The following is a 24,748-nucleotide window of genomic DNA, read 5'->3' as shown; positions in this document are numbered from 1 at the left end:
GGTGCCGGATGATGCAAGCGCTCACGCGTGTGGTTCAACTCAGGCTCTAGTCAGCTTTGTCGCCGCCGGCCAGGTTCTTCTTCGAGCCGGTCTTGAAATCGGTTTCGTACCAGCCAGTGCCGCTGAGGCGGAAGCCTGGCATGGACAGCATCTTTTTAAGCTCTGGCGCCTGGCAGGCAGGGCAGTCGACCAGCGGTGCTGCGCTGATCTTTTGAATGGCTTCCAACTGATGACCACAGGAAGCACATTGATAGTCGTACATCGGCATGGGGGTTGTCTCGGCGATCAGATTGCTACCGCACACGCTGGGTTTTGCGGCAAAGAGCGGGATTATATCCATTAAATGCAGCCTGTGCAGCCGTAAGACTGCACAGACTGACACTCAACTCCTCACGCCGCTGCGACTAGGGCATCACAATGCAGCCCCCTTCCTTCAAGCTGCGCACGACACAGACAACCCGCACCAGCCCTGTGAAGTTCTTGACCCCGCCGTGACGCAAATGCACCTCGCGGTCCACATGGGACAGCAGCGCACTGACAGAACAGCAATTGACCTTGGCCATATCACCCAAAATATCCCAGTAGACCTGCTCAAGCCGCAAGCAGGTCGCAAAACCATTCAAACGCACCGAGCGGGATAAAGGCCGGGCCAGCCCCATATCAAATTCACTGACGAACGGATCAACCCTAATATCCTTGGTCGGACCGAGACTCCCTTCGCCCAGCCTGTCTTCGTAAACCATATCGCTGACACTCCTTTGCCATCCTTGCCTTCTATAGAGAGCTACATCTGTTGCCTTATAAAAGCGCAGGCGCAAAGGTATATCCAGATGACTTTATGACCATCCACGTAGGATAAGCCAACAGCTAAAGGGGGATCATGGAGCCCGTCCTAGGCCGGCCATTTTCCTACGCGCTCAGGCGCGTTTTACCCCGTGCAAAAGAGACCTGATGAAGTAAAAAGCCAGAAAGAGAACAAAACCCAAGGACCTGACTGCCTCCTGCCCCCTCGGCAAGCTGTTTGATCATATCTTCGGTGCCGGGCACGCCGGCTACTTCCTTACATGACCCGCAACAAGTCGAACACCAGAGCACCGCCGGACTGCCTGATTTGAGTAGCTGCAGGCTTTGCTGTTAAATAGGCAGTGTGTCGCTACCGCCTATTTTTCCGGGGGCAGCGCATAGGCTGATACCGGGTACGTGTCCAACGCCTCTTATTGTTCTGAAGCGAACCGTGCTCCATCAGCTCTTCCTTGTGATCCGTCTTAACGCGAGTTAATTAAAATGTTGAAAATCGTCCACCTGCTAACGGGCGCAGCCGCCCTGCTGCTGTCCTTCATCCCCAGCCTGCGAGCTGAAGCGGTCCCTTACCTGCAACAACCCGATGCGCTGTACCTGGCGTTTTTCGGCCTGCTGAACCTCACCCTTGCTCCTGTTATCCCTTACTGGAACAAAGGCCCGCGCCACCAACTGCAAAACCTGGTCAGCGTGCTGCTGGTTCTGGCCGTCTTCCTGCAAGTTCTGACGTTGCTCGCGCCGATGCCTGTCATCGCCGGTCAACCTGCCGTTCTCTTCAGCCTGTTAGCTGCCCTGTCCGCCGTTTTGCTGCACCTGGGCGTCAGCTTCTACAAATCTTCACCAGCCGCCGCCTCGCCAAGCTATGACATGAGCAACCGCGATACCGGCACCGTCAAGTGGTTCAACACATCCAAAGGCTTCGGCTTTATTTCCCGCGATTCCGGCGATGATATTTTCGTGCATTTCCGGGCAATTCGTGGCGAAGGTCACCGCGTTCTGGTCGAAGGCCAGCGTGTGGAGTTCTCTGTCATGAATCGTGACAAAGGCCTGCAAGCCGAAGATGTGATCGCCGCCCTGCCGCGTCGCTGATTCAAGGCTAAAAAAAACCGCGAACAGCCAGGCTGTTCGCGGTTTTTTATTGCCTACTTCTTTATCATAAAAAGTCAGTAATGCGGCGGTGGCGCTTCCTCTTCGAAGGATTCGAATTGGCCGGCCATTTCCTCCTGCCGCTTGAGCAGTGCAGCCATTTGCAGCTGCAGGCGTTCAACTGCACGCTGCTGCGTCGCCAGCACATCACTCAACGACTGAAGGGCGTCATCCTGAAACGCCAACTGGCTCTCCAGATCGGTAACGCGTTCTTCCAGGCTCATGATTCAACCCTCCAGAAACGTAAAGTCTTCGGCCAATACCAAACGCAGGCGTTCGCGAATCGCTGCGATCTGCTCCGCAGTGTAAGGCGTGGCCGCAAGCTTGCCCCAGACCGGAGCAGGCCAGGCGGCGTCATCACGCTTGCGCACAATCACATGCATGTGTAGCTGACTGACAACGTTACCCAAGGCCGCGACATTCAACTTGTCGGCGTCGAACGAATCCTTCAGCGTTTCTGCCAACGCAGTCGTCTCCTGCCACAGCTGTTGCTGCTCGGCGACACTCAACTGAAATATCTCGCTGATATCGTCACGACGAGGCACCAGGATGAACCAGGGGTAATTCGAATCGTTGGACAACAGCAACCGGCAGAGCGGGAAATCCCCGATCGGTAACGTGTCTTGTTGAAGCCGTGGATCTAAAGCGAACACTGTGCGCACTCCCGCCTGGTTCTCATTTTTCAGCTTAGCGCCCCTTCCGAAGGACGGCGCACCAAGCGACAGGACGGCAGCATACCTGCGAACGGCGCTGGCTTCACGAACAGACACACGCCCCGACATGAGGCATTTTCACCAATACGCACCACTACAGAACCAGCTTTGAGGCCAAAAACACTGAAATGACTGATTAACAACGATCTGTTCGATTCGGACAAATGACAGCACTGTATGAATTCGGTACAGCGGTTAAAATTTTCTGCACCAAAATCGCACAGTTCGTCTACGCTGAGCGCGTCAGCATCCGCCATCTACTCACTTGCAGGGTGGACCGGTAACGTTTTACATTGTTACGCCGCCGACCCGTATGCTGAAACACGATGCAAACCTTTGCGTCAAGCCTCATAAAACATGCTTGAAACGCCCGGTTTTATGAGGTTTTTACAGCGAAAGGCAGGCCAGAAGAAAAAAAGCCAACAAACTGCCAATTTGTGCACGTTTGTTGCATTCACACCCACATCACCTTGAAACCTCTGCGGGACGTGGAAGGCTCAAGGCAAATAAAAACAGCGGCAGGGTTGCCCGATGGAGATTCAAACGTTTCACCAAGGACTCTTTTTACCGAAGTTCAAGCCCTGGAAAACAACGCTAAAGTTGTCGGTCCGCTTGCATTAATGCTGTAAATTTGCGACATCTACCGACTTGTTTGCGACAGGGTCGTAAAGAAGCCGAAAGGATGGATACGCAAGTATCGCCAATAGAGTCGGCGTGATATAAGTTTGCGCCGACACAAAAAGAAAGAGCCGCCCAGATAATAAATCAGGTGGACGGCAGTACTCTTCTAAAACCAAAGGAGCAAATCACGATGCGCGTGATGAAGTGGAGCACCATCGCACTGGCAGTTGCAGCAGCAGCCAGTACTCAGTTGGCTACGGCCGCACCTTTCGTAAGTGACCAGGCTGAAGCCAAAGGTTTTGTTGAAGACAGCTCGCTGAACTTGCTGGTTCGCAACTACTACTTCAACCGTGACAACAAAAATGGCGCCAACGACCAGAAAGACTGGACCCAGGGCATCTGGGGCAACTACAGCTCCGGTTACACCAAGGGCCTGATTGGCGTTGGCGTTGATACATTCGGTTACCTGGCAATCAAACTGGATGGTGGCGACGGCACCGGTGGCACCGGCAACATGAGCCGTAGCGATACCGCTAACGCTAATGGCAATCGCCATGTCAACGACAGCCAAGGCAAAGCCGGCGGCGCCGTTAAAGTTCGCGTATCGAAAACCGAGCTGAAAGCCGGTGACATGCAGCCAAGCACTGCTCCAGTGTTCGCTGTTGGCGGTTCCCGTATCCTTCCTCAAACTGCCAGCGGTTTCCAACTGCAGAGCAGCGAATTCAACAACATTGACATGGAAGGCGGTCACTTCTACTCGGCGACCAGCCAGGACAAAAACGCCCGTGACGGCGGCCTGTTTGCAACGTACGCTGGCGTAGAAGCCGACAACATCGACTACGCAGGCATCAAATGGGGCGCCACCGATGCACTGAGCCTTTCGTTCTACGGTGCCAAGCTCGATAACATCTGGAACCAGTACTACGCCAACGCGAACTACACCCTCGCACTGGGTGGCACTCAGTCGTTGAACTTCGACGGTAACATCTACAACACTCAGGACACCGGCGACGCTAACGCAGGCGAAATCAGCAACACCGCCTTCTCGCTGGCTGCTGCTTACTCGTTCCTGAATGCGCACACCCTGACCCTGGGCTTCCAGAAGGTTAACGGCGATACTCCGTTCGACTACATCGGCGTGGGCAAGAACAACCGCGGTGGCGACTCGATTTTCCTCGCCAACTCCATCCAGTACTCCGACTTCAACGGTCCTGGCGAGAAATCGGTACAAGCCCGTTACGACCTGAAAATGGCTGAATATGGTGTACCTGGCCTGAGCTTCATGACCCGTTACGTGGATGGTTGGAACATCGACGGCACCAAGACTCCAGCGGGCAGCGCTTACGCTGGTCTGTACGGCGAAGACGGCAAACACCACGAAATCAACTTTGAAGCCAAGTACGTGGTTCAATCCGGCCCAGCCAAAGATCTGTCCTTCCGCATCCGTCAAGCATGGCACTACGCCAATGCTGACGAAGGCGAAGGCGATATCAAAGAGTTCCGCCTGATCACCGACTACCCGCTCAACATTCTGTAATTGCAGAAAGTTAGCACCCGGTAATCAAAGAAAGGCCCATCTTCGGATGGGCCTTTTTTCGTTGGCTGGAAACAATGCGTTAAAACGATCAAATCCGTGAGAAACATGCCTGACCAAATAGTCAGACATGATCAAAAAACAATCACTGCACCGCAGATTCCTGAACCACACGAATCATCCGCTGTGGCAACGGAACATCAACACCGGCAGTTTTCAAACGATCGCGGGACTGTTCGTTAAACATGAACATCACATCCCAGTAGTCGGCTGTCTTTACCCAGACCCGAAGCGAAAGAGTGATCGAACTGTCACCCAGAGTAGAAACCACCGCCTGAGGTGCCGGATCTGTCAATACACGCGGATCTTTGGCCAGCTCCAGCAAAACTTCACGGGCCTTCTGCAAGTCCGCTTCGTAGTCCACACCCACGTCAAACACCACTTTGCGCGTTGGTTGACGATTGGTATTGGTGATGATGCCGTTCGACAAGTTGCCGTTAGGCACGATGATGGTTTTGTTATCGCCGGTACGCAGTACGGTGTGGAAGATCTGAATGCTGTCGACAGTACCGGCAACACCTTGGGCTTCGATCCAGTCACCGATCCGGAACGGGCGAAACAGCAGAATCAACACGCCGCCGGCGAAGTTTGCCAGGCTGCCCTGCAAGGCCAGACCAATGGCCAGCCCCGCCGCACCGATGGCCGCGACGAACGACGTGGTTTCCACACCGATCATCGACGCTACGCTGACGATCAGCAAAACCTTGAGAATGATATTAGCCAGGCTGCTGATGAACCCTTGCAGCGCAAGGTCGGCGTTACGCAGCGCCAACAGGCCGCCGAGCTTTTCCGTCACTTTATTGATCAGCCACCAGCCGACGGCCAGGGTGATCACTGCCAGCAGTACACGACTGCCGTATTCCATGATCATCGGGATCCAGGCCTGAGAGGCCTTGACCAGATTGTCCACTTCAGTATTCAAATCCATCTACTTTCTCCTGGGTTAAGCGCAATCCGGGTGGGAGCGAGACCGGCTTGCCGGCGAAGAGGGCATATCAGTCGACATCACTTTTGAATGACACACCGCTTTCGCGAGCAGGCTCGCTCCCACAGGGTTCCCGCATTGATAAGGTCAGTCGCGGAAGTTGTTGAACTGAAGCGGCATATCGAACGTCTTGGCGCGCAGGGCCGCAATGGCTTCCTGCAAATCGTCACGTTTCTTGCCGGTAATACGCACCTGTTCACCCTGAATGGCGGCCTGGACCTTGAGCTTGGCGTCTTTGACGTGAGCGACGATTTTCTTCGCCAGCTCTTTGTCGATGCCTTCCTTGAGGACCGCTTCCTGCTTCATCAGCTTGCCCGACGCGTAGGCATCCTTGACTTCAAGGCACTGCACGTCGATTTTGCGCTTGACCAGCGCCAGCTTGAGGATCTCGATCATCGCTTCGAGCTGGAAATCGGCTTCAGCGGTCAGGTTGACGGTCAGGTCCTTTTCCTTGAACTCGAACGTGCCCTTGCCCTTCAGGTCATAACGACGATCGAGTTCCTTGACGGCGTTTTCGACCGCGTTGGTGACTTCGTGTTTGTCCAGTTCGGATACCACGTCGAACGACGGCATGTAATCTCTCCAATAAAAAGGCGCACTCGATTGCGATGGCGCGCGCTTGGCTTGCGGTTAAAATCGGGCTCATTATAACGGGTCTTTTCCAACCCATACTGCGAGCCTCACATGCCTGCCTCAAACCGAGTAAAAATCTGATGTCGACCCCTTGGCATGTATTGGGTGCCGGCAGCCTCGGCACGTTGTGGGCCACGCGCCTGGCTCGGGCCGGATTGCCGGTCAGGCTGATCGTTCGGGATGCGCAGCGCTTGCAGGCGTATCAAGCTGCGGGCGGTTTAACGCTGGTCGAGCACGGCGAAGCCAACAGCTATGACATCCCCGGCGAAACACCCGACAACCGCGAACCGATCAGACGCCTGCTGGTGGCCTGCAAGGCCTACGACGCCGAGAAAGCCGTCGCGCAACTGGCGCCACGCCTGACGCCCGACGCCGAATTGATCCTGTTGCAGAACGGCCTCGGCAGTCAGGACGCTGTCGCAGCGCAGGTGCCACAAGCCCGTTGCGTGAGTGCATCGAGTACTGAAGGTGCGTTTCGCGATGGCGACTGGCGTGTGGTATTCGCGGGTCACGGTTACACCTGGCTGGGTGATGCCGGCCATCCAGTTGCGCCGATCTGGCTGGATGACCTGACGGCCGCCGGGATTCCCCATGAATGGAGCACCGACATCCTCACACGGCTGTGGCGCAAGCTGGCGCTCAACTGTGCAATCAATCCGTTGACCGTCCTTCACAATTGCCGCAATGGCGGATTGCAGGAGCACCAGTGCGAAGTCGCTACCCTTTGCGGTGAATTGACCGAGTTGCTGGAGCGTTGTGGCCAGCCCGCGGCGGCAGAAAACCTGCAACAGGAAGTCGAACGCGTGATCCATGCCACAGCAGCCAATTACTCCTCGATGTACCAGGATGTAGCGAATATGCGCCGCACCGAAATCACCTACTTGCTGGGTTACGTCTGCAAAGTAGCCTCGCGTCACCAACTCAACCTGCCCCACCTCCATCAATTACAGCAACGGCTGATCGGCCATCTGCACAGCCTTGGATTGCCCAGCGACTGAGCAGCGGCTACGCTGGCCACTTGTTCCTTTTCAGCGACGAACCTGATGCCACTGCGCCAGCGCCTCGAAAACCTCCCCGTCGGCCAAAAGTTACTGGCTGCCCTGCTGGTGCTGTTGATCACCATACTGCTGGTCGCCAACCTGACGTTCATTAGCGCGGCGTATTACATCTCCCAGGAAAGCATGGCGCCCCAAGCCTTACAGACCATTGGCCGACTGGTGTCCAACCCCAGCATGGTGGCTGATGCCTTAAAGTCGCCACAAAACGCCGAACGCCTGCTCAACGAACTCGACAGTTACTCACCCCTGCGTGCGGCAGCCCTTTATGACGGCAAGGGCGAACGGCTGGCGCAGTTGCAGCATGGCGACAAACTGAGTCTGCCGGGGCGCTATCAGCACATTGAAGCCTGGCAAGCGACCGAGTTTCGCAGTAATCAACTGATCACCCTGCCCCGTCCCGGCACCGAGCCCGGCCATTTACTGTTGGTGGCCAGCAGCGAATTGCCAATGGCGTTCTACACCGGCACGCTGACCGCCAGCCTGGGCATTCTGATTTTCAGCGTGCTGTTGTGGCTGGTGATCGCCCGGCAAATCAAACGCCTGATCACACGGCCTATCCATGAGCTCGAAGAACTGTCCCGGCAAGTGACCCGCGAAGAGAACTACGCGCTGCGTGCCTCCCGTGGCAACCACGACGAAATCGGCAGCCTCGCCGAAGCGTTCAACACCATGCTCTCGCGGATCGAAGCCCGGGAGCAGCAACTCAAGCGTGCCCGCGACGACTCCCAGGCCGCTTATGATCAGGCCCAGGGCCTGGCCGAAGAAACGCGCCATACCAATCGCAAGCTGGAACTCGAAGTCCAGGTGCGCAGCAAGATTGAGAAAAAACTCACCGGCTTCCAGAACTACCTCAACAGCATTATCGACTCCATGCCATCGGCGCTGATCGCCCTCGACGAACAGCTTTACGTGACCCAGTGGAATCAAGAGGCCAGCGCCCTGTCCGGCACGCGCCTGGACGAAGCCTTGAACCAGCCGATCTTCCTCGCCTTCGAACCGCTGAAGCCGTTTCTGCCGCAGCTCAAGCAAACCGTCGAGCAGCACACCGTGGCCAAGATCGAGCGGGTAACGTGGTTCAAGGATGATGAGCCCAAACATTACGCCCTGACTTTTTACCCGCTGATGGGCGGCGCCGGGCGCGGCGTGGTGATCCGGATCGATGACATTACCCAGCGTCTGTCCCTGGAAGAAATGATGGTGCAGTCGGAAAAAATGCTCTCGGTCGGAGGCCTTGCCGCCGGCATGGCCCACGAAATCAATAACCCTTTGGGCGCGATCCTGCATAACGTGCAGAACATTCGCCGACGCCTGTCTCCTGATCTGCCGAAGAACATGGAGCAGGCCGAGCAGATCGGTGTCGAACTGGACACGGTCAACCGCTACCTGCAAGTGCGTGAAGTGCCGCAATTGCTGGATGGCATTCAGCAGGCTGGCGCTCGCGCGGCGAAGATTGTCACGCACATGCTCAGCTTCAGCCGCCGCAGCACCCGGCAAATGGCCCCCTGCGACCTGCCCGCGCTGATCGATCAAGCGGTGGAAATCGCCGGTAATGACTTCGACCTGGCGATCGGTTTTGACTTCAAGGGCCAGGCGATCATTCGCCATTTCGATCCGGCTCTGGGCCCGGTGCCCGGCACAGCCAACGAACTGGAACAAGTGCTGCTCAACCTGTTGAAAAACGCGGCCCAGGCCATTCACCAGCGTGAAGATGACAGCGAACCGGGGCGGATCATTCTGCGTACTCGACTGAATCCGCCATGGGCGGAAATCCAGGTCGAAGACAATGGCATCGGCATGAGCGAAAGCGTGCGCAAGCGCACGTTCGAACCGTTCTTCACCACCAAGGAAATCGGCCAGGGCACTGGCTTGGGCCTATCAGTCTCCTATTTCATCATCACCAACAATCACAAGGGGCAGATGGAAGTGCAATCGACGCCGGGCCAAGGCACCTGCTTCACCTTGCGCCTGCCCTTGTCGGGCACGACGGTCTCCTCTCAAGAACTCAATCAGCTATCGAGGTAACCCATGGGCTTTCGCTTGTCGAAGATTTACACCCGCACTGGCGACAAAGGCGAAACCGGGCTCGGAGATGGCCGCCGAGTGCCCAAGGACCACCCGCGAATCGAGGCCATTGGCGAAGTCGATTCGCTGAACAGTCAAATCGGCGTGCTGCTGGCCGGCTTGGCCGCAGAAAGCGTCACGTATCCGGGGTTGAACGAGGTGATCGAGGTTTTGGCGCCTTGTCAGCACCGGTTGTTCGACCTGGGTGGCGAGCTGGCGATGCCGGTGTACCAAGCGCTGGACGCGGCGGAAATCGAACGCCTGGAAGCGGCGATTGATCGGTGGAATGAAGAGTCGGGGCCGCTGGAGAATTTCATTTTGCCGGGCGGTTCAGCGCTGATCGCTCAGGCGCATGTGTGCAGAAGCCTGGCGCGCAGTGCAGAGCGGCGGTGCCAGCAGTTGAATGCGATCGAACCACTCGCCGGGGTTGGGTTGGCGTATATCAATCGGTTGTCGGATGTGTTGTTTGTGGTGGCGCGGTTGATTGCCAAGCGGCAGGGGGTTTCCGAGATTCTTTGGCAGGCGGCTGCTAAACCTCAGGTTTAGTCGGCGTATTCAAAGACGCCATCGCGAGCAGGCTCGCTCCCACAGTGGATCGCATTTCTTCAGGAAGAACTCGGTCAACTGTGGGAGTGAGCCTGCTCGCGATGGCGGCAGTTGCATCATCGCAAAATCAAGCCTCAGGCCAGAACGCCCGAATCCCCGCCACACCCTGCGCCCCAGCTTCCCAGGCCTTCTGCCGCTCTGCCGGACCAACACCGCCCAACAGGAACACCGGCTTGCTGAACCCCTCGATCAACACCGAAGCCTGCTCCCAACCCAACGGCTGCGCTTCTGGATGCGTCTGGGTCTTTTGCACCGGCGACAGGGTCACAAAGTCCACGCCCATCTGCTCGGCCAATGCCAGTTCTTCCGCGTTATGGCACGACGCTGCCAACCAGCGCGATGCTGGCAGTGGACGCCCCGCCGCCGCGTATTTACGCAACTGCGCCGAAGTGATGTGCCAACCCGCGGACGGAAAATCACCGAGCCATTCGAACGGCCCCTTGATCATCAGCTGCGCCTTGCCAGCACACAGCCCCGCCGCGTCCACCGCCAGATCGCGGTATTTGGGATCGTAGCCGTTGGGCGCTCGTAGCTGGATCAGTTTGATCCCCCCCGCGATGGCCTTCTGAATGCCGCGCAGCAAGGCCGGGGTTTCCAGGTCTTGCGGGGTAATCAAGTATTCGGCCGGCAAGCGTGCGGCAGCGACGATTGGCTGGTTGGCCGCCGGGAACTCGTAGTTCAACAGATCGCGCGGTGACACCCATTCCAACGGCTGGCCTTCAGCGCCGTGAGGTTCGCCGGTGAAGGCCGAGACTTCCCAGACATCCAGCAACACGTGCTTGTCCGGGTAGTCGTGATGAACCTTGATCAGCGGTCGCGCTGCGTTGACCACAATGCCCAGCTCTTCCTGAAGTTCACGGGCCAGCGCGGTTTCGACGGACTCGTCGCCCTCGACCTTGCCCCCGGGAAACTCCCACAAGCCACCCTGATGCTGAGTGTCAGCACGGCGTGCAATGAGGATCTTGCCGCTGTGATCACGGATGACGGCGGCGGCTACATGGACTCGTTTCACTGCCCAACCTCCTCCAGACCTGCTTTCTGCCAGGCCTTGAAAGCCGGCCATTGGTAAATCGTTTCGACGTAGGCCTCGTCCGCTGCCGGCAATTTCACCTGATAGGTGCGCAGGCGTACGGCAATCGGGGCGAAGAAAGCATCGGCCAGGGTCGCGCCACCGAACAGGAAAGGACCGGTGTCGGTCGCCGCCTCGCGGCATTCAGCCCACAACGCCAGCATGCGCTGGATGTCGGCCTGAACATCATCAGGCGCCTGCGACAGCGGTGCATCGCGGCTCAGGTCGAACGGCATGTTGCCACGCATGGCAAAAAAACCGGCGTGCATCTGCGCACAGGCCGAACGCGCCTGCGCACGGGCGGCGGTGTCTTTTGGCCAGAGACCCGCCTCGGGAAATTGCTCGGCCAGATACTCGGCAATCGCCAGGGAATCGGCAATGGTGCCGTGTTCGGTTTTCAGCAGCGGGACTTTACCGGTCGGCGAATGCTTGAGCAGGCGCTCACGGGTGTCCGGTTGCCCCAGCTTGATCAGTTCTTCGGTGTAGGCAGCGCCGGTCAAGTCGAGGGCCAGCGCGCCGCGCAGGGACCAGGAGGAATGCAGTTTGTCGCCGATGATCAGGTGGAGGCTCATGTTCGGGACCTTTTTGATGGGGTACAGGTCAGTCTTGTGGTGACTGAAAGACCGTCATCGCGAGCAGGCTCGCTCCCACATTGTTTCCTGCTGTACACAAAATCTGTGTTCAATGGAAATCTACTGTGGGAGCGAGCCTGCTCGCGATTGGGGCGACTCGGTCTTAAGTACGGTACTCGGCGTTGATCTTCACGTATTCGTGGGACAAGTCGGTGGTCCAGATGGTTTCGCTGCAATCGCCGCGGCCCAACTCGATACGGATGGTGATCTCTTCCTGCTGCATCACCGCAGCGCCCTGGGCTTCGGTGTAAGTCGCGGCGCGCGCGCCTTGGCTGGCAATGCACACCTCGCCGAGGAACACGTCGATCTTGCTCACGTCCAGGCTCGGTACGCCGGCACGACCGACGGCAGCCAGAATACGGCCCCAGTTCGGATCGGAGGCGAACAAGGCCGTCTTGATCAGCGGCGAGTGCGCCACGGTGTAACCGACGTCCAGGCATTCCTGGTGATTGCCGCCGCCGTTGACTTCAACGGTGACGAACTTGGTGGCGCCTTCACCGTCGCGAACGATGGCCTGAGCCACGTCCATGCACACCTCGAACACCGCTTGCTTGAGCTTGGCGAACAATTCGCCTTCGGTGCGGGTGATCTCCGGCAAGGCAGCCTGACCGGTGGCGATCAGCATGCAGCAATCGTTGGTCGAGGTGTCGCCGTCGATGGTGATGCGGTTGAACGACTTGTTGGCACCGTCCAGCAGCAGGTTTTGCAGCACGTCACGGGAGACTTTGGCGTCGGTGGCGATGTAGCCGAGCATGGTCGCCATGTTCGGACGGATCATGCCCGCGCCTTTGCTGATGCCGGTCACGGTGATGGTTACACCGTCATGCTGGAACTGGCGGCTGGCACCCTTTGGCAGGGTGTCGGTGGTCATGATGCCGGTGGCGGCAGCTTCCCAGTTGTGGATCGACAGGTCGTCGAGGGCCGCTTGCAGCGCGCCTTCGATTTTCTCGACCGGCAGCGGTTCACCGATCACACCCGTGGAGTACGGCAGCACCAGGCTGGCATCAACGCCCGTCAACTCAGCCAGTTTGGCGCACGTACGCTCGGCAGCGGCCAGGCCGGGTTCGCCGGTGCCGGCGTTGGCATTGCCAGTGTTGGTCAACAGGTAACGCACCGGGCCTTGCACACGTTGCTTGGCGAGGATCACGGGCGCGGCGCAAAAGGCGTTGAGCGTGAAGACGCCAGCGACGGTGGAACCTTCGGCACAGCGCATGACCACAACATCCTTGCGCCCCGGGCGCTTGATGCCGGCCGAGGCGATACCGAGTTCAAAACCGGCAACCGGGTGCAACGTTGGCAAAGGACCAAGACCAACAGCCATGAATGCGCTCCTTAAAAATGTAGTCATCACCGTCATACGATGAACGGCGGTGTTAAATGGCAAAACGCCGCGACGGCTGATGCCGGTCGCGGCGCGGGTATTTCAGCGTTTGAAACGGGTTTTACTGGATCTGCCCGTGGCAATGCTTGAATTTCTTGCCCGAACCGCAATAGCACAGCTCGTTACGGCCCAGCTTCTGCTCGTTGCGAACCGGTGCTACGGCGAGGGCGACATCAATTTCCTCGCCCAACGGTTCCACTTGCTCAAGACCCGGTGCTTCTTCGTGGTGGAACTGCATGCGTGCAGCCAGCGCTTCGGCTTCCTGACGCAGGCGTTGTTCTTCTTCGATCGGGTCTTCGCGGCGAACCTGAACGTGGGACAGCACACGGATCGAGTCGCGCTTGATCGAATCCAGCAGCTCGGAGAACAGCGTGAACGACTCGCGCTTGTATTCCTGCTTCGGGTTCTTCTGGGCATAGCCACGCAAGTGAATGCCGTGACGCAGGTGGTCCATGGTCGACAGGTGGTCTTTCCACAGGTCATCCAGAACGCGCAGTACGATTTGCTTCTCGAAGCTACGTAGCGCTTCGGCGCCCGCCTGGTCTTCTTTCTCGTTGTACGCCGCGATCAGCTCTTGCATCAGCTTCTCGCGCAGGGTCTCTTCGTACAGGTGATCGTCTTCGTCGAGCCATTGCTGGATCGGCAGCGCCACACCGAAGTCGCTCTGCAACGCAGCTTCCAGACCGGCCACATCCCACTGCTCAGGCAGCGACTGTGGAGGAATGTGTGCGCTGACGGTGGCGTTGAGCACGTCCTGACGGAAATCGGCGATGGTTTCACCAATGTTGTCAGCGGCCAGCAACGTGTTACGCATGTGATAAATCACTTTACGCTGTTCGTTGTTGACGTCGTCGAACTCAAGCAGTTGCTTACGAATGTCGAAGTTACGGCCTTCAACCTTGCGCTGAGCCTTCTCAATGGCGTTGGTCACCATGCGATGCTCGATCGCCTCGCCTGGCTGCATGCCCAGGGCCTTCATGAAGTTCTTCACCCGATCAGAGGCGAAGATACGCATCAGGCTGTCTTCCAGCGACAGGTAGAAGCGGCTGGAACCGGCGTCACCCTGACGACCGGCACGACCACGCAGCTGGTTGTCGATACGGCGCGATTCATGACGCTCGGAAGCGATGACCTGCAAGCCGCCCGATTCGAGCACTTGCTGGTGACGCTTCTGCCAGTCAGCCTTGATGTAGGCAATTTGCTCTGGCGTTGGATCTTCCAGGGAAGCCACTTCCACTTCCCAGTTACCGCCCAACAGAATGTCGGTACCACGACCGGCCATGTTGGTGGCGATGGTCAGTGCGCCTGGGCGACCGGCCTGGGCAATGATCTCGGCTTCTTTTTCGTGGAACTTGGCGTTCAGAACCTTGTGTTCGATGCCTTCTTTCACGAGCAGGCTGGACATGTGTTCGGAGGTTTCGATGGTCGCGGTACCCACCAGCACCGGACGGCCCGCCGCCATGCTTTCCTTGATGTCGGCCACGATGGCCGCGTACTTCTCGTCGGCCGTCAGGAACACCAGGTCGTTGTAGTCTTTACGTGCCAGCGGCTTGTTCGGCGGAATGACCATGACCTGCAGGCCATAGATCTGATGGAACTCGAACGCCTCGGTGTCGGCCGTACCGGTCATGCCGGACAGCTTGTTGTACAGGCGGAAGTAGTTCTGGAACGTGGTCGATGCCAGGGTCTGGCTCTCGGCCTGAATGTTCAGGTTTTCCTTGGCTTCGATGGCCTGGTGCAGGCCTTCGGACAAACGACGGCCCGGCATGGTACGACCGGTGTGTTCGTCGACCAGGACAACCTGACCGTCCTGCACGATGTACTCGACGTTGCGGTGGAACAGTTTGTGCGCACGCAGGCCGGCATAAACGTGGGTCAGCAGACCCAGGTTGTGTGCCGAATACAGGCTTTCGCCTTCAGCCAGCAGGCCGATGCTGGTGAGCGTTTCTTCGACGTACTGGTGACCGGCTTCGTTGAGTTCGACCTGACGGGTCTTCTCATCGACGGTGTAGTGGCCAGCCTTGGTGACTTCGCCTTCAACTTCTTCGACGTGCAGTTCCAGCTGCGGGATCAGTTTGTTGATCTCGATGTACAGCTTGGAGCTGTCCTCGGCCTGACCGGAGATGATCAGCGGAGTACGGGCTTCGTCGATGAGGATGGAGTCGACTTCGTCGATCACGGCAAAATTGAGTTCACGCTGGAATTTTTCTTCCATGCTGAACGCCATGTTGTCGCGCAGGTAATCGAAACCGAATTCGTTGTTGGTGCCGTAAGTAATGTCGGCGGCGTAAGCCAGACGTTTCTCTTCCGGCGGCTGGAAAGGCGTGACTACGCCGACCGTCATGCCGAGGAATTCGTAGAGCGGACGCATCCAGTTGGCGTCACGGCGGGCCAGGTAGTCGTTCACCGTCACAACATGCACGCCCTTGCCGGACAGTGCGTTGAGGTAAACGCCCAGTGTTGCCACCAGGGTCTTGCCTTCACCGGTACGCATTTCCGCGATCATGCCTTCATGCAAGGTCATGCCGCCGATCAGCTGGACATCGAAGTGGCGCATACCCATGACGCGCTTGCCGGCTTCGCGGGCGACCGCAAAAGCTTCTGGCAGCAGCTTGTCGAGGGATTCCCCTTTGGCGATGCGGGCCTTGAACTCATCGGTCTTGGCACGCAATTGATCGTCCGAAAGGGCCACCATTTGCTCTTCGAAGGCATTGACGAGTTGCACCGTCTTGAGCATGCGTTTGACTTCACGCTCGTTCTTGCTTCCAAAAAGTTTCTTTAACAAAGGCGCAAACATATCGGCAGGATCTTCCACACTAAAGGGATGGAGGGCGGCCCCGTGAGTCGCCCGTGCAGCCCTCATGGCCGCATGCGAACGAGCATTCTACCCGGAAACGATGGTGAGGAAAGTGGCGTTGTTCCACGATGCATGCACTGCGCTGTAACGGGGCTCACTTAAAATAAGGGCTTTTTGCTGAACTTCAAGCCATTCACGGCAGAAGTTACTCGTTGATTTAATGGGTAAAGCGCGCGCAAAGCAATGGGTCAGGTACACGTGGTGCTTTCTGCTACCATGGCGGCTCTGTTACTTCAGGTGTCTGATCATGGCATTTCGCCCTCTTACGGCCAGAGCCCCCGCCGTTCTGCTTCGCGAAGCCAAGCCGCTGAAAGCTATTTTTGGCCATGCTCAACGCCTGGGTCATTTACAACGCCTGCTCGAAAGCCAATTGCAGCCCGCCGCTCGCGAACATTGCCATGTGGCGTCGTGGCGCGAAGGCAGTTTGTTGCTGATCGTCACCGACGGACATTGGGCGACCCGCCTGCGTTATCAGCAAAAGCGTCTGCAGCGTCAGCTACAGATGTTTGATGAGTTCGCCAGTTTGACGCGGATTTTGTTCAAGGTTCAGCCACCGACCGTTCAGCAAGGGGCGGCGGGGCATACCATCAGTTTGTCGACGGATGCGGGCGCGACCATTCAGGCGACGGCCGACGGGATCACCGATCCCAATCTGCGGGCCGCGCTGGAACGCCTGGCGGCGCATGCAAAACCCAAAACCTGAGATCATCGATTTCTGTAGGAGCATGGCTTGCCCGCGATGGGAGCGACGCAGTGCAACAGATACACCGCGTTATCGTTCATCGCGGGCAAACCATGCTCCTACAGGGTTCAGCGGCTTTTTTTGCCACCGAGCAGCGACCCCATCAACCCGCGTACCAATTGTCGGCCCAATTGATTGGCCGCCTGTCGCATGGCCGATTTTAATGCCTGACCGGCTGCCGTCCCGAGAAACTCCCCAGCCTGTTCGGTAAAACTTGGCTCTTCGGGTGCAGGTTTGACTGGCGCCGCATCCGGATCGGGTGCCAGCCCCTTGCGCCCCATCAGCACTTCATAAGCCGATTCTCGATCAATCGGTTTGTCATATCGCCCCTGCAACGGCGAACCGGCGATCAGTGCCGCACGTTCGGCTTCGCTCAACGGCCCGATCCGCGACTGCGGCGGTGCAATTAATACGCGCTGGACCATCTCGGGCGTGCCTTTATCGGCCAGCGTCCCGACCAGCGCCTCGCCGATCCCCAACTCGGTCAATACCGACAAGGCATCGAACGCCGGGTTCGGCCGGAATCCTTCGGCCACGGCGCGCAAGGATTTCTGTTCCTTGGCCGTGAACGCGCGCAAACCGTGCTGGATGCGTAACCCCAACTGAGCCAGCACGTCATCCGGCAAGTCACCCGGCGATTGGGTGACGAAATACACCCCGACGCCTTTCGAACGAATCAGCCGCACCACCTGCTCCAACCGCTCCTGCAACGCCTTGGGCGTACCGGCGAACAACAAGTGCGCTTCGTCGAAAAACAACGCCAGCAGCGGTTTGTCCGCATCACCGCGCTCCGGCAATTGCTCAAACAACTCAGCGAGCAGCCAGAGCAGGAAGGTCGCGTAGACCTTCGGCGCTTCGTGAACCAGACGACTGGCATCCAGCAAGTGAATACGCCCGCGACCGTCGTCGGTCGGCTGCAAAATATCTTCGAGTTGCAGCGCCGGTTCGCCGAACAGCGCTTCGGCGCCTTGTTGTTCCAGCGTTGCCAGACGCCGCAACAGCGCCTGACTTGAGCCGGTAGTCATCAACGCGGCGTCATCCCCGAGCAATTCCGGGTTGTCACGCAGGTGATTGAGCAACGCCTTCAGATCCTTGAGATCCAGCAGCAATAGCCCTTCGCGATCCGCCACCTTGAACGCCGCGTACAGCGCCGACTGCTGGCTGTCGGTCAGCTCCAACAGACTGCCCAGCAGTAACGGGCCCATTTCACTCAAGGTAGTGCGCAATGGATGACCAGACTGGCCATGAATGTCCCACAGGGTCACCGGATACGCCTGAGGCTTGTGATTCAGCCACGGCATCCCGGCGATGCGCTCGGCGATCTTGCCTTGCGGGTTGCCGGCGGCACCGAGACCACACAGGTCGCCCTTGATATCGGCGGCAAACACCGCGACGCCCGCGTCGCTGAAAGCTTCGGCCATGCGCTGCAACGTGACGGTTTTACCCGTCCCGGTAGCGCCTGCGACCAGACCGTGACGGTTGGCCAGACGCATGGCCTGGGCGATGGACTGGCCGGCAAGGTCGGCGCCGAGAACGAGTTGCAATGAGTCAGGCATTTTGTCACCCATGGTTAATCTTTGATCCGGCGCGGCCGATACAAAAACCGAGACTGCATAGAAATCAGCGTCGGTAATTCCCTAAGGAAAGAACGGAAATATCAGCTTATTTACAACATTGCCCACTTAGCGTGTCTTTATAAAAGCACGCCCAGGACATTAAGACCTTAGCGGAACCCCAAGCCATGAACAAAAACCTGCGCTTCAGCCATAAGATTTTGCTTGCCGCCGCGCTCATTGTTATTGCCGCCTTCGCCTCGTTCACGCTGTACAACGACTATTTACAGCGTAACGCCATCCGCGAAGACCTCGACAATTACCTCAGTGAGATGGGTGACGTCACCGCCAACAACATCCAGACCTGGTTGAACGGCCGAATCCTGCTGATCGACAACCTCGCCCAAAACATCGCCATCAATCCTGAACCGTCCACGGTCGCCAGCCTGCTTGAGCAGAAAGCCCTGACGTCGACGTTCATGGCGTCCTACCTGGGCGATGCCACCGGCAGCTTCACTATTCGCCCGGACGCCAAGATGCCCGCTGGCTTCGACCCACGCGTTCGCCCTTGGTACAAAGGCGCGCAAAACAGCAGCACCGCGACCCTGACCGAACCGTACATCGACGCAGCCACCGGCCAGACCATCATTTCCATCGCCACTGCCTCGCGCAAAGCCGGACAAAGCGTCGGCGTGGTGGGCGGCGACTTGAGCCTGCAAACCCTGATCGACACCCTCAGCGCTCGCGATTTCAACGGCATGGGGTATGCCTTCCTGGTCAGCGCCGACGGAAAAATCCTGGTTCACCCGGATAAAACCCTTGTGATGAAATCACTGAGCGAGGCCTACCCGAAAAATACCCCGCGCATCGGCAACGCCTACAGTGAAGTGGAGGTCGACGGCAAGACCCGCATCGTCACCTTCACCGCGATCAAAGGCCTGCCGTCGGTCAACTGGTACATCGGTTTGTCGGTGGACAAGGACAAAGCCTTCTCGATGCTCAGCGAGTTCCGCGCTTCGGCGGTCGTCGCGACGATCATTGCGGTGGCGATCATCATCGCGCTGTTGGGCATGTTGATCCGCATCTTGATCCAACCACTGCACATCATGACCCGCGCCATGGCCGACATTGCCGACGGTGAAGGCGATCTGACCAAGCGCCTGACCATCCAGAACAACGATGAGTTCGGTATCCTCGGTACCGCGTTCAACCGTTTTGTAGAGCGTATTCACACCTCGATTCGCGAAGTGTCCTCGGCCACCGGCCAAGTCAACGAAGTGGCGCTACGTGTCGTGGCCGCCTCGAACTCCTCGATGTTCAACTCCGACCAGCAGGCCTCGCGCACCAGCAGCGTCGCCGCAGCGATCAATCAACTGGGGGCCGCCGCCCAGGAAATCGCCCGTAACGCCGCGCAAGCGTCGAGCCAGGCCAGCGATGCCCGCAGCCTGGCCGAAGACGGCCAGCAAGTGGTGGACCGCAGCATTGCCGCGATGAATCAGCTGTCGAGCATGCTCAGCGCATCGAGCACCAACATCGAATCGTTGAACAGCAAAACCGTGAACATCGGCCAGATCCTCGAAGTGATCACCAGCATTTCCCAACAAACCAACCTGCTGGCGCTCAACGCGGCCATTGAAGCGGCCCGCGCCGGTGAAGCAGGTCGCGGTTTCGCGGTGGTGGCCGATGAAGTGCGCAACCTGGCGCATCGCACGCAGGAATCGGCGCAACAGGTGCAGACCATGATCGAGGAGCTGCAAGTCGGCGCCCGCGAATCCGTCAGCACCATGAGCGACAGCCAGCGCCACAGTCAGGACAGCGTGGAAATCGCCAACCTGGCCGGCGAGCGGTTGAACAGCGTGACCTTGCGCATCGGTGAAATCGACGGGATGAACCAGTCGGTAGCCACGGCGACCGAAGAGCAGACTGCAGTGGTGGAGTCGATCAATGTCGACATTACTGAGATCAATACGCTGAACCAGGAAGGCGTTGAAAACCTGCAATCGACCTTGCGCGCATGCTCAGATCTTGAGCAGCAGGCTTCGCGTCTGAAGCAGTTGGTAGGCAGTTTCCGAATCTAGCGTCAGATAAGGCCCCATCGTCGGAACGCCGCCCGGAGCCGGCTCACTCCTACAGGTTCAGTGCAAAACCCTGTAGGAGCGAGCCTGCTCGCGATAGCGGACTACCAAACGCCCAAAAACCCCGCTGACACCCCCACCGCAAAACCCCAACCGAACATCTATCCTTCATAAAGGTCAACCAAGGGAGAACAACAGCACCGGAGGGCTGTTCATCGTGCATATCGCGGACATCACCATGTTCTACGCCCCTGCCAGCGGTGGCGTGCGCACGTATCTGGATGCCAAACACCGTCGCCTGAGCACCAAGCCGGGCATTCGCCACAGCCTGTTGATTCCGGGCGCTCACCTGAGTGAAACGGATGGCGTTTACACGGTTCCGGCCCCTGCCCTGCCCTTTGGCAAGGGTTATCGCTTCCCCCTCCGTCTCGCCCCTTGGCGAAATGTCCTGCAGGATTTACAGCCCGATCTGATCGAAGTAGGCGACCCTTATCTCACCGCATGGGCAGCACTGGATGCGCGACGCCAACTGGATGTGCCGGTCATCGGTTTTTATCACTCGGACTTGCCGCTGCTGGTCAGCAATCGGATGGGCCATTGGGTCACGCCGAACGTCGAGGCCTATGTCAGCAAGCTTTACGGCAACTTCGACCGGGTGCTGGCGCCGAGCCGGGTCATGGCCGACAAATTGAGCGGGCTGGGGGTGAAGAACGTGTTCGTCCAACCCTTGGGCGTTGACTTGCAAACCTTCAACCCCGATGCCCGAGACCCTGGCCTGCGAGCCGAATTGGGCATTGATGAAAACACTCATCTGTTGATTTTCGCCGGACGCGGCTCCAAAGAAAAAAACCTGCCGGTGCTGCTCGATTGCATGGTGCGTCTGGGGCCCCGTTATCACCTGCTGCTGGTGGGGTCGTCGATGCCGGCCGCTGTGCCGGACAACGTCACGGTGGTTGACGGGTTCTGCCCGACCACACAAGTAGCGCGATTGATGGCCAGCGCCGATGCCTTGCTGCACGCCGGCGATCAGGAAACGTTCGGACTGGTAGTACTCGAGGCCATGGCCTGCGGCATTCCGGTGGTGGCGGTGGCAGCCGGGGCCTTTCCGGAAATTGTTACCGCGCCCTGCGGCTTGCTGTGCGCGCCGAACAACTCGATGGCGATGGCCAACGCAGTGCGTGAGTTGTTCAGCCAGGACAGCGCGGCGTTGGGGAAAACTGCGCGCTGTCACGTGGAGCGACAATACAGCTGGGACACGGTGGTCAACAGTCTGCTGGGGCACTATCACGCCGTACTCGGCAGCCAATGGCCGCTGACTGCCAATGGTTAATCCGATGAGCCCTTCCTGCGTGTTACTGGTGTTGCACGACGTTACGCCGCAAACCTGGGCCGATTATCAACCCTTCGTTGAAGCGGTCGACGCATGGGGCGACGTACCGATGACATGGTTGGTGGTCCCGGATTTCCACAAACACAACAGCCTTGACGCTCACCCGGAATTTCGACGAGCGCTCACCCACCGTATCGCCCGAGGGGACGAACTGGCATTGCACGGCTACTTTCATTGCGATGAAGGACCACCGCCCGGCAACCCGCGAGACTGGTTCATGCGCCGTATCTACACCCACGAAGGCGAGTTTTACCGCCTGTCGCAACACGCCGCACTCACCCGGTTGCGCGCCGGAATTGAGGTCTTTGAGCGATACAACTGGCCGCTGGAAGGTTTCGTCGCACCGGCCTGGTTGATGAGCGAAGGCACGCGCCAGGCGTTGCGCCAATTGCCGCTGCGCTACACCAGCGACTCGCAGCATTTGTATCGACTGCCGGATTTCACCCCGATAGATGCGCCAGGGCTGGTCTGGAGCGCTCGCAGTGCCTGGCGGCGGGGCTTGTCGAAATTGCTCAGCGATCAACGCGAGCAGCATTGGCAGCACGCGCCGGTCATTCGCCTGGGCCTGCACCCAGTGGACATGCGCCATGCGTTCTCGCGCAACTACTGGTTGCAAACCCTCAAGCGCTTGCTCGACGAGGGGCGCGTGTCGATGACCAAGTCCCAATGGCTGGCTTTGCAACACGACCCGGTCGGCCGCGCAGCATGAACCGGGGGATTGTGCTGTTCATTGCCCTGCTGGCTGCGGTGCTGATCCCGCTGTTGCTGGGCGGTAACCAGACCTGGTCGCGACTGCAAAGCTTTCCATTGAACTGGCTGCTGATCATGTTCGGCATGATTCTGTTGTGTTGGGTGGTGAACACCCTGCGCTTGCGCCTGTTACTGGGCGATCAGCGCGATAAGGTCAGCCCGGTCAAAAGCCTCGGCGTGGTGATGGCCACCGAGTTCGCCTATTGCGCCACCCCCGGCGGCAGCGGCGGACCGCTGGCGCTTATGGCGTTGCTGGCGCGCAATGGCGTGCAACCGGCCAGGAGCAGCGCAGTATTCGCCATGGATCAACTGAGTGATCTGCTGTTTTTTCTCTGTGCACTGAGCGGGATTTTGATTTATGCACTGTTCCAGCACCTCAGCGAACGTATGGAATGGCTGCTGACTGTCAGCGTTATTTCGATGTTCGGCGGGTTGATTTGCTGCGTGTTGGTCGCCCGCTACCATCGGCTGCTGATTCGCCTGAGCGGCCGATTTCTGGTTCGCCTGAATGTAAAAAGCACTACGCGCCTGCGCTGGGCACGAAAACTTCTGCACTTCCTCGCCGCATTCACTGACACATTGAAGTTGCCTTTTCAGACATTGATCACGGTGTTTGCGCTGACCTGTTTACATTGGGTCCTGCGCTACAGTGTGTTGTATCTGGCAATACGCGGGCTGGGGGCGGATTTGCAATGGGCCTGGTGCTTTTTGATCCAGATGCTTTCGCTCAGTGCAGGGCAATTCAGTTTGCTACCGGGCGGTGCCGGGGCGGCAGAGTTGACGTCGGCGGCCTTGCTGGCGCCCATGGTGGGGAAGTCGACCGCTGCGGCGGCCATTTTGATCTGGCGGGCGGTGACTTATTACTTCTACCTGATAGCGGGTGGCCCCATGTTCTTGCTGATGCTCGGACGGCCGCTGCTGAGGAAGTTGATGAAGTTCAAGCAGGCTTGATCGTGTCTTCACCGTCTTGCTGTAACTGCTCCCACAACTCGGCAGCACCGGGAAACTCCGTGCCGTCTTCGGGGTTCATGTCATCCGGGTCATAGCGACTCAAACAGCCCTCGCCCACTGTTGCCGGTGCTTTAGAAGTGGCTTTGTCGAGTGGATCGGCCATGTTCAATATCCTCAGTGCAGAAACAGCGAAGGGCCTAAAGCGATTGAACGCCCAGGCCCTTCGAATTTCAACTGCATTGCGGTGTTATCAGAACACGACCGTCTTGTTGCCGTGCACCAACACCCGGTCTTCCAGGTGATAACGCAGACCGCGCGCCAATACCATCTTCTCGACATCACGGCCGAAACGCACCATGTCTTCGATGCTGTCACTGTGGCTGACACGCACCACGTCCTGCTCAATGATCGGGCCGGCGTCCAGTTCTTCGGTCACGTAGTGGCAGGTTGCGCCGATCAACTTCACACCCCGCATGGAAGCCTGGTGATACGGCTTGGCGCCGACGAACGACGGCAGGAAGCTGTGGTGAATGTTGATGACCTTGTGCGCATATTCGCTGCACAACGCCGGCGGCAGAATTTGCATGTAGCGGGCAAGTACGACCACTTCGGCATCGTGCTGTTTGACCAAACGCGAAACTTCGGCAAACGCAGGCTCTTTGTCCTGTGGATTGACCGGCACATGGTAGTAAGGAATGCCGTGCCACTCGACCATGCTGCGCAAGTCATCATGGTTGGAAATCACGCAGGAGATTTCGCAATCCAGTTCATCGCTGTGCCAGCGGTGCAGCAAGTCAGCCAGGCAGTGAGACTCGCGGCTGGCCATTAACACCACGCGTTTCTTCTGCGCTGTATCGGTGATGCGCCAGTCCATCGAGAACTCTTTGGCAATCGGCGCAAAGGCTTCGCGAAAGGCTTCAATACCGAAAGGCAGCGAGTCGGCACGAATTTCGTGACGCATGAAGAACCAACCACTGAGATTGTCCGAGTGATGGCTCGCTTCGGTGATCCAGCCGTTATGTGACGCCAGAAAGTTACTGACTTTAGCAACGATGCCGACGCGGTCCGGGCAAGCAATCACCAGCCGAAAAGTGCGCATGAGGGGGAAACTCCAGAACTTCGCAAAGGCCGCC

Annotated in this window: 23 protein-coding genes and 1 pseudogene; 11 read left to right on the top strand and 13 right to left on the bottom strand. The window is 58.2% G+C overall.

The window, feature by feature from the left end:
• Positions 1 to 46: 46 nt before the first annotated feature.
• Together AC1DWM_RS07200 and AC1DWM_RS07195 are read right to left on the bottom strand one after the other, a co-directional pair.
• A complete protein-coding gene (locus AC1DWM_RS07200; protein WP_010457489.1) occupies positions 47 to 268 on the bottom strand; it encodes an FmdB family zinc ribbon protein in 222 nt (73 codons plus the stop codon).
• A 136-nt stretch (positions 269 to 404) separates the two neighbouring features.
• Positions 405 to 743: a ribbon-helix-helix domain-containing protein gene (locus AC1DWM_RS07195; protein ID WP_223511839.1), complete on the bottom strand. Its 339-nt coding sequence runs from the start codon at positions 741 to 743 to the stop codon at positions 405 to 407.
• Positions 744 to 1,284: 541 nt separating this feature from the next.
• On the opposite strand from AC1DWM_RS07195, the gene AC1DWM_RS07190 reads away from it, so the two are divergent.
• Positions 1,285 to 1,887, top strand: coding sequence for a cold shock domain-containing protein membrane protein (locus tag AC1DWM_RS07190; RefSeq protein WP_317849322.1), 603 nt, complete (start codon positions 1,285 to 1,287; stop codon positions 1,885 to 1,887).
• Positions 1,888 to 1,961: 74 nt separating this feature from the next.
• Here AC1DWM_RS07190 and AC1DWM_RS07185 read toward each other — a convergent pair whose 3' ends face one another.
• On the bottom strand, positions 1,962 to 2,168 hold the full coding sequence (locus AC1DWM_RS07185; protein WP_223511838.1) for a SlyX family protein: 207 nt from the start codon (positions 2,166 to 2,168) through the stop codon (positions 1,962 to 1,964).
• Between the two features lie 3 nt (positions 2,169 to 2,171).
• Positions 2,172 to 2,597, bottom strand: coding sequence for an HIT family protein (locus AC1DWM_RS07180; protein ID WP_223511837.1), 426 nt, complete (start codon positions 2,595 to 2,597; stop codon positions 2,172 to 2,174).
• A gap of 871 nt (positions 2,598 to 3,468) precedes the next feature.
• Between AC1DWM_RS07180 and AC1DWM_RS07175 the strand changes: the two genes are divergently transcribed.
• Positions 3,469 to 4,815, top strand: a complete 1,347-nt coding sequence (locus AC1DWM_RS07175; protein ID WP_223511836.1) for an OprD family porin — start codon at positions 3,469 to 3,471, stop codon at positions 4,813 to 4,815.
• A 142-nt stretch (positions 4,816 to 4,957) separates the two neighbouring features.
• Here the strand turns inward: AC1DWM_RS07175 and AC1DWM_RS07170 are convergent, their stop codons facing one another.
• Positions 4,958 to 5,800: a mechanosensitive ion channel family protein gene (locus AC1DWM_RS07170; protein ID WP_223511835.1), complete on the bottom strand. Its 843-nt coding sequence runs from the start codon at positions 5,798 to 5,800 to the stop codon at positions 4,958 to 4,960.
• Positions 5,801 to 5,944: 144 nt separating this feature from the next.
• A complete protein-coding gene (locus AC1DWM_RS07165; RefSeq protein ID WP_007906601.1) occupies positions 5,945 to 6,430 on the bottom strand; it encodes a YajQ family cyclic di-GMP-binding protein in 486 nt (161 codons plus the stop codon).
• Between the two features lie 140 nt (positions 6,431 to 6,570).
• On the opposite strand from AC1DWM_RS07165, the gene AC1DWM_RS07160 reads away from it, so the two are divergent.
• From AC1DWM_RS07160 to AC1DWM_RS07150, 3 genes are read left to right on the top strand one after another with little or no spacing between them, the layout of a single operon-like run.
• A complete protein-coding gene (locus AC1DWM_RS07160; RefSeq protein WP_223511834.1) occupies positions 6,571 to 7,488 on the top strand; it encodes a putative 2-dehydropantoate 2-reductase in 918 nt (305 codons plus the stop codon).
• Positions 7,489 to 7,533: 45 nt separating this feature from the next.
• A complete protein-coding gene (locus AC1DWM_RS07155; protein ID WP_223511832.1) occupies positions 7,534 to 9,570 on the top strand; it encodes a sensor histidine kinase in 2,037 nt (678 codons plus the stop codon).
• Positions 9,571 to 9,573: 3 nt separating this feature from the next.
• Complete coding sequence (locus AC1DWM_RS07150; protein ID WP_477794899.1) at positions 9,574 to 10,155, top strand: cob(I)yrinic acid a,c-diamide adenosyltransferase; 582 nt, start codon at positions 9,574 to 9,576, stop codon at positions 10,153 to 10,155.
• 127 nt (positions 10,156 to 10,282) lie between these two features.
• Here the strand turns inward: AC1DWM_RS07150 and AC1DWM_RS07145 are convergent, their stop codons facing one another.
• The 4 genes from AC1DWM_RS07145 to secA form a co-directional block, all read right to left on the bottom strand.
• Positions 10,283 to 11,227 (bottom strand): Nudix family hydrolase, encoded by a 945-nt coding sequence (locus tag AC1DWM_RS07145; protein WP_477794898.1) that lies wholly within the window; start codon positions 11,225 to 11,227, stop codon positions 10,283 to 10,285.
• The gene (locus tag AC1DWM_RS07140) at positions 11,224 to 11,856 is read right to left on the bottom strand and encodes a glutathione S-transferase family protein (RefSeq protein ID WP_223511828.1); all 633 of its coding nucleotides are present in this window, start codon (positions 11,854 to 11,856) and stop codon (positions 11,224 to 11,226) included. The genes AC1DWM_RS07145 and AC1DWM_RS07140 overlap by 4 nt, the downstream gene beginning before the upstream one ends.
• 163 nt (positions 11,857 to 12,019) lie before the next feature.
• Positions 12,020 to 13,237, bottom strand: coding sequence for a bifunctional glutamate N-acetyltransferase/amino-acid acetyltransferase ArgJ (gene argJ, locus AC1DWM_RS07135; protein WP_477794897.1), 1,218 nt, complete (start codon positions 13,235 to 13,237; stop codon positions 12,020 to 12,022).
• Between the two features lie 121 nt (positions 13,238 to 13,358).
• A complete protein-coding gene (secA, locus tag AC1DWM_RS07130) occupies positions 13,359 to 16,094 on the bottom strand; it encodes a preprotein translocase subunit SecA (RefSeq protein ID WP_223511826.1) in 2,736 nt (911 codons plus the stop codon).
• A 307-nt stretch (positions 16,095 to 16,401) separates the two neighbouring features.
• On the opposite strand from secA, the gene AC1DWM_RS07125 reads away from it, so the two are divergent.
• Entirely contained in the window at positions 16,402 to 16,857 is a 456-nt protein-coding gene (locus AC1DWM_RS07125) for a DUF721 domain-containing protein (RefSeq protein WP_223511825.1), read from the top strand.
• A gap of 107 nt (positions 16,858 to 16,964) precedes the next feature.
• Here the strand turns inward: AC1DWM_RS07125 and AC1DWM_RS07120 are convergent, their stop codons facing one another.
• On the bottom strand, positions 16,965 to 18,452 hold the full coding sequence (locus AC1DWM_RS07120) for a helicase HerA-like domain-containing protein (RefSeq protein ID WP_223511824.1): 1,488 nt from the start codon (positions 18,450 to 18,452) through the stop codon (positions 16,965 to 16,967).
• A 185-nt stretch (positions 18,453 to 18,637) separates the two neighbouring features.
• On the opposite strand from AC1DWM_RS07120, the pseudogene AC1DWM_RS07115 reads away from it, so the two are divergent.
• The 5 genes and pseudogenes from AC1DWM_RS07115 to AC1DWM_RS07095 all read left to right on the top strand — a co-directional run.
• Positions 18,638 to 19,669 (top strand): annotated as a pseudogene (locus AC1DWM_RS07115) (HAMP domain-containing protein); the annotation flags it as partial.
• A gap of 93 nt (positions 19,670 to 19,762) precedes the next feature.
• Entirely contained in the window at positions 19,763 to 20,527 is a 765-nt protein-coding gene (locus AC1DWM_RS07110; RefSeq protein WP_411736823.1) for a methyl-accepting chemotaxis protein, read from the top strand.
• A gap of 205 nt (positions 20,528 to 20,732) precedes the next feature.
• On the top strand, positions 20,733 to 21,854 hold the full coding sequence (locus AC1DWM_RS07105) for a glycosyltransferase family 4 protein (RefSeq protein WP_477794917.1): 1,122 nt from the start codon (positions 20,733 to 20,735) through the stop codon (positions 21,852 to 21,854).
• Complete coding sequence (locus AC1DWM_RS07100) at positions 21,847 to 22,623, top strand: DUF2334 domain-containing protein (protein WP_477794896.1); 777 nt, start codon at positions 21,847 to 21,849, stop codon at positions 22,621 to 22,623. The genes AC1DWM_RS07105 and AC1DWM_RS07100 overlap by 8 nt, the downstream gene beginning before the upstream one ends.
• Positions 22,620 to 23,615: a lysylphosphatidylglycerol synthase transmembrane domain-containing protein gene (locus AC1DWM_RS07095; protein ID WP_477794895.1), complete on the top strand. Its 996-nt coding sequence runs from the start codon at positions 22,620 to 22,622 to the stop codon at positions 23,613 to 23,615. Before AC1DWM_RS07100 ends, AC1DWM_RS07095 begins: the two co-directional genes overlap by 4 nt.
• Here the strand turns inward: AC1DWM_RS07095 and AC1DWM_RS07090 are convergent.
• Together AC1DWM_RS07090 and purU are read right to left on the bottom strand one after the other, a co-directional pair.
• Positions 23,602 to 23,778 (bottom strand): hypothetical protein, encoded by a 177-nt coding sequence (locus AC1DWM_RS07090; protein ID WP_477794894.1) that lies wholly within the window; start codon positions 23,776 to 23,778, stop codon positions 23,602 to 23,604. The genes AC1DWM_RS07095 and AC1DWM_RS07090 overlap by 14 nt on opposite strands.
• Before the next feature lie 87 nt (positions 23,779 to 23,865).
• Positions 23,866 to 24,714, bottom strand: a complete 849-nt coding sequence (purU, locus tag AC1DWM_RS07085) for a formyltetrahydrofolate deformylase (RefSeq protein ID WP_007945871.1) — start codon at positions 24,712 to 24,714, stop codon at positions 23,866 to 23,868.
• Between the last annotated feature and the right edge of the window lie 34 nt (positions 24,715 to 24,748).

The sequence above is a fragment of the Pseudomonas sp. P4_C8 genome, assembly GCF_056401975.1.
Note: the sequence above shows the minus strand (reverse complement) of the source record. Positions and strands in the feature narration are given on the sequence as shown.